Below are 15586 nucleotides of genomic sequence, written 5' to 3'. Positions count from 1 at the left end.
TATGCTGCCCGATCGACTCGAGTTTCGTCGAGGAGCAATCTCGCATTTTCGCCAAGTTTTTTTCGTGCCCCCATAACGATCACATAAAGCAGATCACTCTGCGTGATCGTCACAGGTTGATAACCGTAACAAAACCCACGGGCCCCCGAAATCTTCACCCCCGCAGAGCCCCGCACGGGTAAAGGTCTTGGTTCTAGGGGTTCCCATCAGGGCGGATCCGTCGTACAAAGGGGACACGGACCACTTGTCCGGGTGCGTCAACCAGGCACCCACGCGCGACCAGCCGCGGGAGGCGCGTCGTGACGGGCTTGTCCCGCTCCGACGAATAGAGGTGCACGCTTGGTAACCCGGTGTGACGTATCGGCAGACGGCGTCTCATGACTGAGACGCCGTCAGCTATGTCAGGACCCTTGCGGCGCCCCAAGATCGGCCCCTCCGCGGCACCGCGCAGGTCAGCGCCTCGCTGACCAGACCCTCTTGCAGCTCAACCCCTCTGCAGCGCCTCGCAGATCGCGGTCGTCTCGCGTACGCCGAGGGTGACCGCGGCGGCACAATGTCGTACCCACTCCGCCACCCCCTCGGGTGACCCCGTCAGGTACGACCGCAGGCCATCGGCATAAGCCAGCTCCAGATGCCCCACCTCGACGGCCACCAGCGACTTCGGGTCGAGCCCGTACTCCACCAGCGTGAGCCGTCCGGCCGAGCGCGCGACCACGCCGTCGGCCGTACCGAAAGGCCGCAGCACGGCCAGCTCCGCGTGAACGACGGCGGCCAGGACGAGCGCGGGCGCCTTCGTGGGCGCTTCGAGCAGCCCGAACAGGCTCTCCAGACGCGCCGCCAGCTCCTGGTCCTGGGTGCGCGGGCGGCCGAGTGCGTCCGTGAGACCGGCCGCGGCGAGCGTGTGCAAGCGGGCGAGCACCTGGCGGGGGGCCTTGCGCCAAGTGGCGCCCAACCGGCCCAGCTCCGCCGACGCTCGCAGGGCGCCCTGGACGACGGGGTCCTCGATCGAGCCCCGGCGCAGCTCGTCCAGAGGTACGTCGACGCCCTCGATGGCCGCCGACGCCCGCGCCCCGCGCAGGGACGACTCGGCCGAGACCGCCGGGCTCGCGCGGCGCAGGACGCGATGGCGATAGAGCCCGTCGACGGCCTTCCTGGCCTCCTCCACCGCCTCGGGAACGCCGGGAAGTGCCGCGATGACAGCCAGTGGATCACTCACGGCATTCCACCCTAGCGGGGGACCCAATAAACCCACCCATTGGCCCGTTCCATATTGGTGTGGTGCCAAAATGACAACAGTTCAATAGCAGTTGTTAGTCCCGTTGATAACCGGATCACCCTCGCGGCGCCACATGTACAGACCTGTCTAGACCTCTTGTGTGCGGAGCACGTGAGCTGGTGGAGTGGGACTCGACCTGTCCGATCTGGCCCTTGAAGGAGCACGAGGTGGCCCCGGAAACCCCTGGCAACGAGCCCCAGGCGTTGTCGAACCTGCTGCAGGAGAACCGCCGGTTCGCACCGCCGGCCGACCTGGCGGCCGCGGCGAATGTGACCTCCGCCGCGTACGCCGAGGCGTCGGCCGACCGGCTCGCGTTCTGGGAGAGTGCGGCCGACCGGCTGACCTGGGCCAAGCGGTGGGAGACCACGCTTGAGTGGAACGCGCCGTTCGCCAAATGGTTCGTCGGCGGCGAGCTGAACGTCGCCTACAACTGCGTGGACCGCCACGTCGAAGAGGGTCGCGGCGACAAGGTCGCCTATCACTGGGAGGGTGAGCCCGAGGGCGACACCCGCACCCTGACGTACAACGACTTGAAGTCCGAGGTCAGCAAGGCCGCCAACGCCCTGCTGGAGCTCGGCGTACGCAAGGGCGACCGGGTCGCCGTCTACATGCCGATGATCCCCGAACTGCCGATCGCGATGCTGGCCTGCGCCAGGATCGGCGCGGTGCACTCGGTGGTGTTCGGCGGGTTCTCGGCGACCGCGTTGAAGAGCCGCATCGACGACGCCGACGCCAAGGTGGTCATCACGGCCGACGGCGGCTACCGCCGCGGCGCCCCCTCGGCGCTCAAGCCGACCGTGGACGAGGCCGTCGCCGAGTGCCCGCAGGTCGAGCACGTCCTGGTCGTACGGCGTACCGGTCAGGACGTGGCGACGAACGACAAGGACGTGTGGTGGCACGACCTGGTCGAGCGGCAGAGCGACCAGCACACCGCCGAGCCGCACGACGCCGAGGACCCGCTGTACATCCTGTACACCAGCGGCACCACCGGCCGGCCCAAGGGCATCCTGCACACCTCGGGCGGATACCTGGCCCAGACGGCCTGGACGCACCACGCGGTCTTCGACCTCAAGCCGGAGACCGACATCTACTGGTGCACCGCCGACATCGGCTGGGTGACGGGACACTCCTACATCGTGTACGGCCCGCTCGCCAACGGCGCGACCAGCGTCATCTACGAGGGCACTCCGGATACCCCGCACCGGGGCCGGTTCTGGGAGATCGTGCAGAAGTACAAGATCACGATCCTCTACACCGCCCCCACGGCGATCCGGACGTTCATGAAGTGGGGCGACGACATCCCCGCCAAGTACGACATGTCCAGCCTGCGCATCCTCGGCTCGGTCGGCGAGCCCATCAACCCCGAGGCGTACGTCTGGTACCGCGAGCACATCGGCGACAACCGCTGCCCGGTCGTCGACACCTGGTGGCAGACCGAGACCGGCGCCATCATGATCAGCCCGCTGCCGGGCGTCACCAGCGGCAAGCCGGGCGCCGCGATGCGCCCGCTGCCGGGCATCAGCGCCGACGTGGTCGACGACCAGGGCAACAGCGTGCCCGACGGGGGCGGCGGCTTCCTCGTGGTACGCGAGCCGTGGCCGGCCATGCTCCGGACGATCTGGGGCGACGACCAGCGCTACATCGAGACGTACTGGAGCCGGTTCGAGGGGATGTACTTCCCCGGCGACGGCGCCAAGAAGGACTCCGACGGCGACCTGTGGCTGCTCGGCCGCGTCGACGACGTCATGCTCGTCTCGGGCCACAACATCTCCACGACGGAGGTGGAGAGCGCGCTGGTGAGCCACCCGAAGGTCGCCGAGGCGGCCGTCGTGGGCGCGACCGACCCGGTGACCGGGCAGGCCATCGTGTCGTTCGTGATCCTGCGCGGTGCCGCGGAGGAGGGTGCCGATATCGCCTCTGAGCTGCGGAATCACGTGGCAAAGGCGCTTGGGCCCATCGCCAAGCCGCGCCAGATCCTGGTGGTGCCTGAGCTGCCCAAGACCCGCTCGGGGAAGATCATGCGCCGGCTGCTCCGGGACGTCGCGGAGAACCGGAGCGTGGGCGATGTCACCACGCTGGCCGACAGCACGGTGATGGACCTCATCTCGGAGAAGCTCCCGTCGGCGAAGAGCGAAGACTGACGGGGGAAACGAAGGGCGAAGGCGAAACCCGCTCCTCTACAGGACGGCGATCTGAGGCCACCCGCCGTGGGTGGCGGGCGGCCTCAGATCTCGCACAGGGTCGGGCGCCGTGACGTGCGCATTCTTGGCCGGTTACCGGGTTAGGGTGGATATCGGTGTGCCGGGAAGTCGGGTCGGCGTCACGGGGAAGCGATCCTCGCGACAGCCGCCAAAGGAGACCTCGTGCGCCCAACCGCCGAAATGTGGCCTTTCCAACCGACCGTTCGCTACGCCCGTACCGTGGCCGAGGCGTTGCGTGCCGAGACGATCGGCGGCATCGTCATGCTGGCGGCCACGGTCGCCGCGCTGATCTGGGCGAACGTCGCTCATGAGGGCTACACCGCGCTCCAGCACACCGCGCTCGGCCCGATGGAGCTCTACGAGTGGGCGCAGCACGGCCTCCTGACGATCTTCTTCTTCGTGGCGGGGCTGGAGGTCAAGGAGGAGTTCGTCCACGGGGAGCTGGCCAACCTGCGCAAGGCCGTACTGCCCATCTTCGCCGCCCTCTGTGGCATGGCCGTGCCCGCGCTCGTGTACCTCGCGGTGAGCTGGGGAGCGCCGGGCGCGGCGCGTGGCTGGGCGATTCCCACCGCCACCGACATCGCCTTCGCGCTCGCCGTGCTGGCCGTGACCGCGAGCTCGATGCCTCCGGCGCTGCGGGCGTTCCTGCTGACCAGCGCGGTCGTCGACGACCTCGGCGCCATCACCATCATCGCCGCCTTCTACACCGCCCATCTGAACCTCCTCATGCTGCTGGCCGGCGCCGCCCTGATCGCCGTCTACTGGGTCCTGCAGCGCTCGGGCGCCGGACGGCTGTGGATGTACCTACCGCTGGCCGTAGGCGCCTGGTACGCGGTGGAGGCCAGCGGCGTACACGCGACCGTGGCCGGAGTGGCGCTCGGCCTGCTCACCCGCGTCACGACGCGAGAGCACGAGACCCGCTCCCCGGCGGAGGCCGCCGACCACTATCTCCGCCCCATCTCCGCGGGCCTCGCGGTGCCGGTCTTCGCGTTCCTGTCGGCGGGGGTGAAGCTCGACGGCTCCAGCATCGGCGGTATCTTCTCCGATCGGGTAGTTCTGGGAGTGATAGCCGGGCTCGTGATCGGGAAGTTTGTGGGTGTGTTCGGCGGTGCCTGGCTGTCCGTACGGCTTGGCCTGGCGAAACTGTCCAAAGAGCTCCACTGGCGGGACATGGCGGCGGTGTCGCTGCTGGCCGGGATCGGGTTCACGGTGTCGCTGCTGATCGGCGATCTGGCGTTCGGCGCCGACCGGGAGCGGGTCGACGCTGTGACGACCGGGATCCTGTTTGCCAGCCTCACCGCGTCCGTCCTGGCGGCGCTACTGCTTCACGTACGGATGCGCAAGCGGCGCATCGCGCTGGATGATGTTTGACACGGCCACCAGGCCTCGATAGGAGACGTTCATGCCCCAGACTCCCGAGGAAGAATCCCTGGGCTCGCTGGTCGCCCAGGCGAGCGATCAGATCTCGACCCTGATCCGCTCGGAGATCGAGCTGGCCAAGGCCGAGTTCAGGTTCGACGCCAAGCGGGTCGGCACGGCCGGCGGCCTGTTCGCCGCCGCCGCCTTCATGGCGCACCTGTGCCTGATCCTGGCCTCGTTCACGATCGCCTACGTGCTCGCCCAATGGTTGCCGAACTGGGTGGCCTTCCTCATCGTCACCGTCTTCTATCTACTGGTGGCCGGGCTGCTGGTGTTCATCGGAATCCGTAGGCTTAAGGGGCTGGCCGGGATGAAGCGTACGGCCAGGTCGATCAAGGGACTCAAGGAGATCGCCAGTCCGGAGAAGGAGATAGAGCCGGTGACCAGTGATGGCACCTGACGAGTCGGTCGTCCAGATCGAGGGACCGTGGAAGCACCGGCAGGTGCACGCCGGCGGCACCCGCTTCCACGTCGTGGAGGCAGGTGAGGGGCCGCTGGTCCTGCTGCTGCACGGGTTCCCGCAGTTCTGGTGGACATGGCGCAACCAGCTGCGGGCGCTGTCGGCGGCGGGATACCGCGCGGCCGCGGTGGACCTGCGTGGCTACGGCGGCAGCGACAAGCCGCCGCGCGGCTATGACCTGCCCACACTGGCCGGCGACGCCAGCGGCCTGATCCGGGCGCTCGGCGAGACCGGGGCCATCGTGGTCGGCCACGACTGGGGCGGGCTGCTCGCCTGGACGATGGCGGTGCTCGACCCCAAGTGCGTACACCGTCTGGTCACCGTGTCCGCGCCGCACCCCCTGCGGCTGCGCAGGTCGCTGCTGACCGACCCGCTCGGCCAGCTGAGGGCGACCAGCCCGGCGATCGGCTACCAGGTGCCGTTTCTGCCCGAACACCGGCTCACCCGTAACGGCGGCTCGCTGGTCAGCAAGATGCTCGACGCCTGGTCGGGGCCCGGCTGGCCGGACGAGCAGACCGCTGACGTCTATCGCGAGGCGATCCGCATCCCGACCGTCGCCCACTGCGCGCTGGAGTATCACCGCTGGTTCGGCCGCTCCCAGTTCCGCCCCGACGGCCTGCGTTTCGCCAGGACGATGCGCGCCGAGATCGAGGCCCCCACTCTGCACCTGCACGGCGCCCTCGACCGCCGGGTGCTGCCGCGTACGGCCCTCGGTTCGGGTCGCTACGTGGCCGCCCCATACCGGTGGCGGCTGATCGAGGGCGCAGGCCACTTCCCCCATGAGGAGACCCCTGACGTGTTCGACGCCGAGCTGATCGGCTGGCTGTCCGATTCGGAGCCTGGCCGATGAGAGACCGCGACCCCGAAGGCAAGCCGCGCAACGCCCGGCCACGCGACGCCTATGGCCGGCCGATGCCTTACGGCTCGACCGGTGTGGACCGAGTGCCCGACGACTACGCGCCCACCACGCCGCAGGCCCTGTCCGACGGGCGCCGCTTCCTGAGCGAGGGCCTGCCGTTCAACGCCCACGAGGTGTTCGAGGGCCGCTGGAAGTGCGCCCCCGACGACGAGCGCGAGCTGTGGCAGGGGCTGGCGCAGATCTGCGTCGGGCTGACGCACCTGCAGCGCGGCAACGGGCGCGGGGCGCTGACCCTCTTCAGCCGGGGTGCCGCGCGCGTGCAGTCGTACGGGGTGCCGTACGACTCGGTGGGACGGGCGGCGTCGGGCCTGAGCGACGACAGCGACCCGGCGCAGGCCATCGAGCTGATCCTCAGTCAGCTGCCTGGCTAGTCGCACTCCTGCGTGCCTGCCGGGGTGGTGTCGTTTCGGCCCTGGTCGGCGTCTGGCCTGACCTCGTTGGCCGTCAGTACGTACCCCGTGTCCTCCTGGCTGACCGCGGCGGCGAAGACGACGCCGAACACCTGGCCGTTGACGGTCAGGAGCGGGCCGCCGGAGTTGCCGGGGAGCACCTTGCCGCGGATCGCGTACACCTTCCTGGTGACGTTGCGGCTGCGGTAGATGTCGGGGCCCTCGGCGTTGAGCTGGCTGCGGATGCGGGCGGGCTCGGCCGTGAAGCCCTGGCCCTTGGGGAACCCGGCGACGATGGCGTTCTCGCCCTTCTCCGCCTCGCCGTCGAAGGAGAGCTGCGGCAGGCCCAGCCCCGGCACGTACAGGATGGCGATGTCGCGCTGCGGGTTGTAGCGCACGACGGTGGCCGGGTGACGCTTGTTGTCGTAGGCGAGGACCTGCAGGTCACGCGTCACACCGGCGACCACGTGCGCGTTGGTCATGATCCGGTCCTTGGCGTAGACGAAGCCGGTGCCCTCGATGAGCTTGTTGCAGCTCTCGGCGTTGCCCTGGACCTTGACGATGGCCCGTTGCGCCCGTTCGAGCTTGGCGCCCTGGAGGATGCTGCGCGCCGGCGGCGGCACGTCGACGAGTTGCCCCGCGCCGATGGCGTCGAACACCGGCGGGAACTCCGACCGGTCGATGAACTTCTTGAACGGCTGTTGCCAGTTGCGCGCGGTCTGCGGGATCGAGTCGTCGACCGTGGTGAGCAGCATGGAGTTCTTCACCTGGTCGACGAGCGGGGTGAAGGCCGTCGACACGATCAGCGAGCCGATCAGCCAGGCGATCACCAGCACGGACAGCGCGCTGGCGAACGTACCGCCGACCGCGTCCGCGACCTTGGCCGGCTCCCAGGTGACATGGCTGCGCACCACGGCGCCGATCGTCGAGGAGGCGAACTGGCCGATCGTCGCGGCCAGGAACACGATCACGATGGCCAGCAACGCCTGCGGCGTGTCACCGTCGACGACCGCCTTGGAGATGGGGGGCGCGATGAAGACCCCGAGCACCGCCCCGCCGACGAAGCCGACGAAGCTCATGGCACCGATGATGAAGCCCTGCCGGTAACCCGAGACGCCGAAGGCGATCACGAGGCCGATCAATATGAGGTCAAGCAGATCACCGCGCACGTTTCAAAGGTAACCAGCGATTCGGTCAAGTGTGCACGTCTTCCTCAGGACGGCGACACGCGCTGGTTACGTTGGGCGGCATGCCGCCCAACGACGAAACAGTGCGCGGCCTCATCGAAGCGGCTCTCGACGACGACGATCCCGACGGGGCGGTGCGCTGGCACGCGATCTCCGTACTACGGCAGCGCGGCGATCTTGAGTCCTTCATCGAGGCACGGCGGCTCTGCGCGGCGGACGACGTCACCCAGCGCCTGCTCGGGGTGGACATCCTGGGCATGCTCGAGGCGTACGTGGATCGGATCCTGCCCGTCCTGCGCTACCTGGCGGCCAGCGAGGACGACGTCATGGTGCTCTACTCGGTGCTCATCGCCTTCGGCCACCTGGCCGACCCCCGGTCGCTACCATCGGTGATGGATCTGGCCGGGCACGAGGACCCACGGGTCAGGTACGGCGCCGCGTACGCGCTCCAGCATGTGCTGGGCGACCCGCCGGACCGGGCCGGGCTGAACGCGCTGCGGGCGCTGGCAGCCGACAGCGACGCCGACGTGGCCGACTGGGCCTCGCTCGGTGTCGCCCTGGTCACAGGCGACCAGGACCGCCTGGACCCGCTCGTCTGAAGCGGGCCGCCACGGGAAGCGGGCCGCCCACAGCTCCGTCTGAAGCGGTGCTTCAGCCCCGTGAGGCCATGTCCAGGACGTCCGGCGGCATCTCCTCCACCCTCTCGGGATCCCACGGCCGTTCCAGCCCGCCTTCGCGCAGCACCCCGTCGAGCACCATCGCGGTGAACCCCCACACCAGCATCCCGCGCACCCGGAACGCGGGCCCGGCGTAGCCGCCCGGATGCCGCAGCGTGAACCGGTTGCCCGGATCGACCAGCTCGGCGATCGGCACCCGCTCCACGGACTCCACCTCGGCGGGCGAGGCCGCGTGCACCGCCGACGGGGTGCGCCACCAGCCGACGACCGGTGTGACCCGGTTGTCGCTGCGCCAGATGTAGAGCTCGGGCATCGTGCAGAGCACGGTCACGCCCCGCGGATCGAGACCGGTCTCCTCCTCGGCCTCGCGCAGCGCCGCCCCGACGGGCCCGCCGTCCTCCGGGTCCACGCCGCCGCCGGGGAAGGCCGGTTGGCCCGCGTGCCTGCGCCCGCGCGAGCTGCGCTGGATGAGCAGCACATCGGGCCCCAGCGGCCCCTCGCCGAACAGCAGCAGGACCGCCGCGGGCCGCCCACCCTCAGCGGGCGGGCGCAGCCCGGCGGGCACCGAAGTGAGTACGGCCTGCGCCGCGAGTGTGTCGAGCCAGTCGGGCACCTGAGTCACGCAATCTCCAACACACCAGGGGTTCGGGGACTTCCCTACTTAGGAAAACGGGCCCGGTCTGACGAGCTTCTGGGCCTTGACGGCGTCCGTGGGGCCGGTGCCGTACGAGGGGCAGAGGGCGGCCAGCGGGCAGACGCCGCAGGCCGGCGTACGCGCGTGGCAGATGCGGCGCCCGTGCCAGATGACCCGGTGCGAGAAGATCGTCCACTCGCGTTTGGGGATCAGCTCCCCCACCACGTGCTCGATCTTGACCGGGTCGGTCTCGTCGGTCCAGCCGAAGCGGCGGACCAGCCGCTGGAAGTGGGTGTCGACGGTGAGCCCGGGCACGCCGAAGGCGTTGCCGAGCACCACGTTGGCGGTCTTGCGGCCCACGCCGGGCAGCTTGACCAGGTCTTTCAGCTTGCCGGGCACCACCCCGCCGTGGTGCTCGCACACCGCCTGGGCCATGCCGATGATGCTGTTGGTCTTGGCGCGGAAGAACCCCGTCGAGCGGATGATCTCTTCCATCTCGGCTCGGTCGGCGCCCGCATAGTCATCCACCGTCGGGTACTTGGCGAAAAGTAGCGGAGTAACCATGTTGACCCTCTTGTCCGTACACTGCGCCGAGAGGATCGTCGCGACCAGCAGTTCGAGCGGGGTACCGAAGTCGAGCTCGCAATGAGCCTCGGGGTAGGTTTCCGCCAGGATGCGATTCATCCGGCGTGCGCGACGCACGAGGGCGAGCCTGGACTCAGTGGGCATTCCCATAGCCTACGTGCGCCGCCTGGAGTGGGGTGCGTCACAATGGCAGCAGAGGAGGCAGAGTGAACACCGAAGATGTGCTGGGCAAGGCCCCCCTGTTCGCCGCGCTTGACCGCGAGAGCGCCGCGGCGCTACGGACGAGCATCACCGAAGTCCAGCTGTCCAAGGGGCAGACGCTCTTCCACGAGAACGAGACGGGCGACCGGCTCTACGTCGTGCTCGAAGGCAAGATCAAACTGTCGCGCACCTCGCCCGACGGCCGCGAGAACCTGCTGAGCGTGCTCGGCCCGAGCGAGATGTTCGGCGAGCTGTCGCTGTTCGACCCGCGCCCCCGTACGGCCTCCGCGACCGCGCTGACCGACGTGCGCCTGGCCGGGCTGGGCCATGACGACCTGCGCCCCTGGCTCACCGGCCGTCCCGAGGTGGCGCTCCATCTGCTGCGGGCGCTGGCCCAGCGGCTGCGGCGCACCAACGACGTGCTGGCCGACCTGGTCTTCACCGATGTGCCCGGCCGGGTGGCCAAGCAGCTGCTCGACCTGGCCGAGCGGTTCGGCACCAAGACCGACGACGGGCTGCGCGTCCACCACGATCTCACCCAGGAGGAGCTGGCCCAGCTCGTCGGCGCCTCCCGCGAGACGGTCAACAAGGCCCTCGCCGACTTCGCGCAGCGCGGCTGGCTGCGCATCGAGGCCAAGGCCGTGGTCATCCTCGACATGGACCGCCTCTACAACCGCTCCAGGTAGCCGCTACAGGGAGTCGAGATAGTCCAGCTGGGCCCGTACCGACATCTCGGCCGCGGGCCACAGCGACGTGTCGACGTCGCTGTAGACGATCTCCACGATCTGGCGGGGCGTCTTGGCGCCCTGGCGCAGCGCCGCCCTGATCTGGTCGAGGCGCTGGCGCCGGTGCGCGATATAGCCGTCCAGTACGCCGATCGGGTCGGCCAGCACCGGTCCGTGGCCCGGCAGCAGTGCCGCCACGCCCAGCTCATCGGCCATGACCCTGAGCCGGTCGAGGCTGCGCAGGTAGTCGGCGAGGTCGCCGTCGGGGGCGATCACCGTGGTGCCGCGGCCGAGCACGGTGTCGCCGGTCAGCATGGCCTGGTCCTGGGGCAGCCAGAAGCAGAGCGAGTCGAACGAGTGCCCCGGCGTGCCGTACACGCGCACCTCGACGTCACCGGCGGTCACCACGTCGCCGTCGCCCAGCCCTTCATCGCCGAGCCGGTGCTTGGGGTCGAGCGCCCGCACGGGCGCGCCGACCAGCTCGGCGAAGCGCCGGGCACCGCCGCTGTGGTCGTGGTGGCCGTGGGTGAGCAGGATCCAGCTCACCCGGCGCTCGGCCAGATGGTCGGCGACCCGGCGCAGGTGCCTCTCGTCGTCGGGGCCCGGGTCTATGACGATGGTGTCCCGGTCGCCGATGATCCAGGTGTTGGTGCCGTCGAGGGTCATGGGCGACGGGTTGGGCGCGAGCAGGTTCTCGGCGTGGGTCGTACGGGATCCGTCGGGCGAGCCGGCCGGAATGTGCAGACCGCTCATGTCGTCACCAACTGGAACTCGCCGTCGACCTCCACGACCCTGGGCAGGATCGTGACGATCTCCCGCCGCGCGGCCAGGACGTCCGCCACGGAGTCGCAGGCGGCCAGCTCGGTCAGCGTGCGATAGGTGGGTGGCATCAGGAAGATCTTGCCCTCGTGCGCCAGCTCGAGGGCGTCGGCCGGGCGCTTCCAGTCGACCTGGTCGGCCTCGCCGCCGACGTCGCGGGTGCGCTGCCCCTCGGGGAGTACGGCGGCGAAGAAGCGGGTGTCGAAGCGCCGGGTCTCGATCTCCGGCGTGATCCAGTGCGCCCACGGCTTGAGCAGATCCGAGCGGAGCACCAGGCCGCGCTTGGCGAGGAAGTCGGCGAAGGACAGGCTCCGGTCGATCAGCGCGAGCCGGTCGGCCTCCCAGTCGTCTCCCGTGGTGTCGTCAACCACGGAATCGGGCCCCGGCCCCGCGAGCAGCACCCCCGACTCCTCGAACGTCTCCCGTACGGCCGCGCAGACCAGCCCGCGCGCGACCCCCTCGTCCGCGCCGAAGACCGTGCCCCAGTCCGCCGGAGACGGCCCGGCCCAGGCGACGGCGTGGTCGGTGTCACGGGGATCGACCGAGCCGCCGGGGAAGACGTACGCGCCCGCGGCGAAGGCCATCGTGGACTTGCGCCGGAGCAGATAGACCTCCGGCCCCTCACGCAGGATGACCACCGTGGCGGCGTCCCGCGCGGGGACCGGCTGGACGCGTCCGGCGAGGATGTCCCTCGCCCGCTCGGCGAGCTCGTCTGGGAGTTGCAGACCCGTCACATGACCTCCTTCTAGAACAACTCGGGCTTCTAGAACATCACTCGGGTCATCGTGACATATCCGGACTCTCAGGAGACCTCGGCGATCAGCTCCACTTCGACCGGGGCGTCGAGCGGCAGGGACGCGACGCCCACGGCGCTGCGGGCGTGCTTGCCCGCATCACCCAGCACCTCGGCGAGCAGCTCACTGGCCCCGTTGGCGACCTGGGGCTGCTGCGTGAAGGCCGGGTCGCTGGCCACGAACGCCACGACCTTGACGATCCGCACGACGTTGCCCAGCTCGCCGACCTCGGACTTCAGCGCGGCCAGCGCGTTGAGCGCGCAGATCCGGGCCAGCTCGCGGGCGTCGTCGAGGCCGACCTCGGCGCCGACCTTGCCGGTCTGCGCGAGCTTGCCGTCGACCATGGGCAGTTGGCCCGAGGTGTAGACGAGGTTGCCGGTCCGTACGGCCGGCACATAGGCGGCCAGCGGCGCGACGACCTCGGGCAGCGTCAGCCCGAGTTCGGTGATCTTCTCTTCGGGCGTCACTGCTTCTCCCTCTTGAAGTAGGCGACAAGCTGCTCGGGCGTGGCACCCTGCAGGATCTGGACCAGCTCCCAGCCATCGGCCCCGAAGTTGTCCAGGATCATCTTGGTGTTGTGGATCAGCACCGGAGCCGTCAGGTACTCCCATTTCTTCATGAGGGCCAGCGTAGGAGAAGCTCAACCCGCGGCGCACCGCACGCCACGATGTGAGCAATCTCAAAGGGTGGTCGTCGGCTTTCGACAAGTGACCGTTCGGTAGCCTCGAAACGTGGACTCTCGGGACACCGATTGGGACGGCGTGCGACTGCACGTGGTCACCGGCAAGGGCGGCACAGGCAAGACCACGGTCGCCGCGGCCCTCGCCCTGGCACTGGCCTCGGGCGGGCGCAAGGTGCTGCTCGTCGAGGTGGAGGGCAGGCAGGGCATCGCGCAGATCTTCGACCTGCCACCGCTGCCGTACGAGGAGCGCCGGATCGCCGTGGCCCCATCAGGCGGCGACGTCTACGCGCTGGCCATAGACCCTGAGGAGGCCATGCTCGAATACATGGAGATGTTCTACGGCATGCGCAGGGCGGGGCGGGCGCTGACCAAGATGGGCATCGTCGACTTCGCGACCACCGTCGCCCCCGGATTCCGCGACGTCCTCGTCACCGGCAAGACCTCCGAGGCCGTACGCAGGCGCGGCAAGAACGGCAAGCGGATCTATGACGCCGTCGTACTCGACGCGCCGCCGACCGGTCGCATCTCGCGCTTCCTGAACGTCACTCAGGAGGTCGCCGGGCTGGCCAGAGTCGGCCCGATCAAGAACCACTCCGATCTGGTGAGCAAGGTCGTGAAATCTCCGGAAACGGCGGTGCACTTCATCACCTTGCTGGAGGAGATGCCGGTTCAGGAGACGCTCGACGGCATCGCCGAATTGCGGTCGGCGGGGCTGCCGCCCGGCGGAATCTTCATCAACATGGTTCGTGAATCACTGCTTCCACAGGCCGCACTTGACAGTGCTGTCAAGGGCCGATTCGACGTCGCCGAGCTCACGCTCGGGCTCAAGGCGGCCGGTCTGTCCGACGGCGCCTCCACGGTTGCGGAGGCTCTGGCGGAAGAGGTCGCCGAGCATGCCCGCCGTACCGAGCTGGAGCGGGCCGAGCGCGCTTCTCTGGCGGAGGCGACGCTGCCGTCCTACGAGTTGCCGCTGCTGGCCGACGGTGTCGATCTGAGCGGCCTGTACGAGCTGGCCGAGGCCATCCGCACCCAGGGAGCAGCGTGAAGAAGCCCCCCGTACTCGATGTCGACGCCATTCTCGACGACCAGGGCACCCGGATCATCGTCTGCTGCGGCGCCGGCGGCGTGGGCAAGACCACGACGGCCGCCGCGCTGGGGCTGCGGGCCGCCGAGCGCGGCAGGTGCGCGGTCGTGCTGACCGTCGACCCCGCGCGGCGGCTGGCGCAGTCGATGGGGCTCACCGAGCTCGACAACACCCCGCGCCTGATCAGCTCACCCGAGGGCGGCGGCCAGCTGTTCGCGATGATGCTGGACATGAAGCGTACGTTCGACGAGATCATCGAGGCGCACGCCGACCCCGACCGGGCCCGCCAGATCCTGTCGAACCCCTTCTACCAGTCGCTGTCCTCCAGCTTCGCCGGCACCCAGGAATACATGGCGATGGAGAAGCTGGGCCAGCTGCGCCGCTCGGACGAGTGGGATCTGATCATCGTCGACACGCCGCCCTCGCGGTCGGCGCTCGACTTCCTCGACGCCCCTGAGCGGCTCGGCCGCTTCCTCGACGGAAGGTTCATCCGGCTGCTGACCGCGCCGGCCAAGGCGGGAGGGCGGAGCGCGTTCCGGCTGCTCAACGCCGGGTTCGGGATCATGGCGGGCGCGATGACCAAGCTGCTGGGCGCGCAGGTCATCAAGGACCTGCAGACGTTCGTGTCGGCGCTGGACGCGGTCTTCGGCGGGTTCAGGCAGCGCGCGGAGATGACCTATCGGCTGCTCCAGGCGCCGGGTACGGCTTTCGTGGTGGTGGCCGCGCCGGAGCGCGACGCGATGCGTGAGGCCTCCTACTTCGTCGAGCGGCTCGCTGAGGAGCGCATGCCCCTGGCCGGCCTGGTGGTCAACCGGGTGCACGAACCCACCGCAGCGGCGCTCTCGGCCGCGCGCAGCGCCGCCGCGGCGGAAGACCTGGAGTCGCGGGGCGAACACGAGTTGACCGCCGCCGTACTGCGGCTGCACACCGGCAGAATGCAACTCGCCGCCCGCGAACACCGGGAGCAGGACCATTTCCTGTCGGCCCACCCCACAGTGCCGGTCGTCCAGGTACGTGCGATGTCGGAGGATGTCCACGATCTAGCGGGTCTGCGCCGGATCGGGGAACTCCTCGCGAGCACATGAGAGTACGGCCGGTGCGAGCACCGGCCGTACGCCCGAGGCTAGGGTCAGCCTGCGATCAGCTCGTTAGTCCGTTCGTACTCTTCCTTGGCAGACTCGAGCAGCTCTCGCCATGAGTCCACGTCAGGACGCCGCCGTAGCAGAGCCCGTCGTTCCCGTTCCGTCATGCCGCCCCACACGCCAAACTCGATGCGGTTGTCCAGCGCATCGGCGAGGCATTCGGTACGGACCGGGCATCCTCGGCAGATCAGCTTCGCCCTGTTCTGGGCGGCTCCCTGGACGAACAGTGCGTCCGGGTCCGCTCCTCGACAGGCGGCACGGGAGGTCCAATCCGTGATCCACATTTCGACCCCACTCCCCTTAGGTGGTCAGTCGTCATTTGGGGCCGACGGGCGCGGGCGCCGAGCCTCCGTATTCAGTTGCCGCAGAGGAGAACGTACGCAACTAGACGT

18 protein-coding genes are annotated in these 15586 nt (G+C 69.2%); 9 read left to right on the top strand and 9 right to left on the bottom strand.

Annotated features, from left to right (window positions below):
• Positions 1-484: 484 nt before the first annotated feature.
• Entirely contained in the window at positions 485-1216 is a 732-nt protein-coding gene (locus tag AB0B64_RS26510) for an oxidoreductase (protein WP_358180306.1), read from the bottom strand.
• Positions 1217-1443: 227 nt separating this feature from the next.
• Here AB0B64_RS26510 and acs point away from each other — a divergent pair, with 227 nt between their 5' ends.
• From acs to AB0B64_RS26485, 5 genes are all read left to right on the top strand, one after another.
• The gene (acs, locus tag AB0B64_RS26505; RefSeq protein WP_357954493.1) at positions 1444-3417 is read left to right on the top strand and encodes an acetate--CoA ligase; all 1974 of its coding nucleotides are present in this window, start codon (positions 1444-1446) and stop codon (positions 3415-3417) included.
• A 222-nt stretch (positions 3418-3639) separates the two neighbouring features.
• Complete coding sequence (nhaA, locus tag AB0B64_RS26500) at positions 3640-4848, top strand: Na+/H+ antiporter NhaA (protein WP_358180303.1); 1209 nt, start codon at positions 3640-3642, stop codon at positions 4846-4848.
• Positions 4849-4879: 31 nt separating this feature from the next.
• Positions 4880-5296 (top strand): phage holin family protein, encoded by a 417-nt coding sequence (locus AB0B64_RS26495; RefSeq protein WP_357954489.1) that lies wholly within the window; start codon positions 4880-4882, stop codon positions 5294-5296.
• Positions 5286-6206 (top strand): alpha/beta hydrolase, encoded by a 921-nt coding sequence (locus tag AB0B64_RS26490; RefSeq protein ID WP_357954487.1) that lies wholly within the window; start codon positions 5286-5288, stop codon positions 6204-6206. Before AB0B64_RS26495 ends, AB0B64_RS26490 begins: the two co-directional genes overlap by 11 nt.
• Entirely contained in the window at positions 6203-6646 is a 444-nt protein-coding gene (locus AB0B64_RS26485) for a DUF309 domain-containing protein (protein ID WP_357954485.1), read from the top strand. The genes AB0B64_RS26490 and AB0B64_RS26485 overlap by 4 nt, the downstream gene beginning before the upstream one ends.
• Here the strand turns inward: AB0B64_RS26485 and AB0B64_RS26480 are convergent.
• Positions 6643-7833 (bottom strand): MarP family serine protease, encoded by a 1191-nt coding sequence (locus AB0B64_RS26480; protein ID WP_357653652.1) that lies wholly within the window; start codon positions 7831-7833, stop codon positions 6643-6645. The two genes, AB0B64_RS26485 and AB0B64_RS26480, sit on opposite strands and share 4 nt — an antisense overlap.
• 80 nt (positions 7834-7913) lie before the next feature.
• On the opposite strand from AB0B64_RS26480, the gene AB0B64_RS26475 reads away from it, so the two are divergent.
• Complete coding sequence (locus AB0B64_RS26475) at positions 7914-8450, top strand: HEAT repeat domain-containing protein (protein WP_358180300.1); 537 nt, start codon at positions 7914-7916, stop codon at positions 8448-8450.
• Positions 8451-8502: 52 nt separating this feature from the next.
• Here AB0B64_RS26475 and AB0B64_RS26470 read toward each other — a convergent pair whose 3' ends face one another.
• Positions 8503-9150, bottom strand: a complete 648-nt coding sequence (locus AB0B64_RS26470; RefSeq protein WP_358180297.1) for a CoA pyrophosphatase — start codon at positions 9148-9150, stop codon at positions 8503-8505.
• 39 nt (positions 9151-9189) lie between these two features.
• Positions 9190-9891 carry an endonuclease III gene (nth, locus tag AB0B64_RS26465; protein WP_357954477.1) on the bottom strand — a complete coding sequence of 234 codons (702 nt, stop codon included), beginning with the start codon at positions 9889-9891 and terminating at the stop codon, positions 9190-9192.
• Positions 9892-9953: 62 nt separating this feature from the next.
• Here nth and AB0B64_RS26460 point away from each other — a divergent pair, with 62 nt between their 5' ends.
• Positions 9954-10634 (top strand): Crp/Fnr family transcriptional regulator, encoded by a 681-nt coding sequence (locus tag AB0B64_RS26460; protein ID WP_185069893.1) that lies wholly within the window; start codon positions 9954-9956, stop codon positions 10632-10634.
• 3 nt (positions 10635-10637) lie between these two features.
• On the opposite strand, the gene AB0B64_RS26455 is transcribed toward AB0B64_RS26460, so the two are convergent.
• From AB0B64_RS26455 to AB0B64_RS26440, 4 genes are all read right to left on the bottom strand, one after another.
• Entirely contained in the window at positions 10638-11426 is a 789-nt protein-coding gene (locus AB0B64_RS26455) for an MBL fold metallo-hydrolase (RefSeq protein ID WP_358180294.1), read from the bottom strand.
• Positions 11423-12226 (bottom strand): NUDIX hydrolase, encoded by an 804-nt coding sequence (locus tag AB0B64_RS26450; RefSeq protein ID WP_357954473.1) that lies wholly within the window; start codon positions 12224-12226, stop codon positions 11423-11425. The genes AB0B64_RS26455 and AB0B64_RS26450 overlap by 4 nt, the downstream gene beginning before the upstream one ends.
• 68 nt (positions 12227-12294) lie before the next feature.
• Positions 12295-12753, bottom strand: coding sequence for a RidA family protein (locus AB0B64_RS26445; RefSeq protein WP_357954471.1), 459 nt, complete (start codon positions 12751-12753; stop codon positions 12295-12297).
• Positions 12750-12905 (bottom strand): hypothetical protein, encoded by a 156-nt coding sequence (locus tag AB0B64_RS26440; RefSeq protein WP_165959776.1) that lies wholly within the window; start codon positions 12903-12905, stop codon positions 12750-12752. Before AB0B64_RS26440 ends, AB0B64_RS26445 begins: the two co-directional genes overlap by 4 nt.
• A gap of 112 nt (positions 12906-13017) precedes the next feature.
• On the opposite strand from AB0B64_RS26440, the gene AB0B64_RS26435 reads away from it, so the two are divergent.
• Together AB0B64_RS26435 and AB0B64_RS26430 are read left to right on the top strand one after the other, a co-directional pair.
• Positions 13018-14013, top strand: coding sequence for an ArsA-related P-loop ATPase (locus AB0B64_RS26435; RefSeq protein ID WP_358180291.1), 996 nt, complete (start codon positions 13018-13020; stop codon positions 14011-14013).
• Positions 14010-15137: an ArsA family ATPase gene (locus AB0B64_RS26430; protein WP_357954467.1), complete on the top strand. Its 1128-nt coding sequence runs from the start codon at positions 14010-14012 to the stop codon at positions 15135-15137. The genes AB0B64_RS26435 and AB0B64_RS26430 overlap by 4 nt, the downstream gene beginning before the upstream one ends.
• Positions 15138-15181: 44 nt before the next feature.
• Here AB0B64_RS26430 and AB0B64_RS26425 read toward each other — a convergent pair whose 3' ends face one another.
• A complete protein-coding gene (locus AB0B64_RS26425; RefSeq protein WP_148036282.1) occupies positions 15182-15478 on the bottom strand; it encodes a WhiB family transcriptional regulator in 297 nt (98 codons plus the stop codon).
• Positions 15479-15586 lie beyond the last annotated feature (108 nt).

The organism is Nonomuraea sp. NPDC049129, assembly GCF_040648495.1.
Classification (GTDB): Bacteria; Actinomycetota; Actinomycetes; order Streptosporangiales; family Streptosporangiaceae; genus Nonomuraea.
Note: the sequence above shows the minus strand (reverse complement) of the source record. Positions and strands in the feature narration are given on the sequence as shown.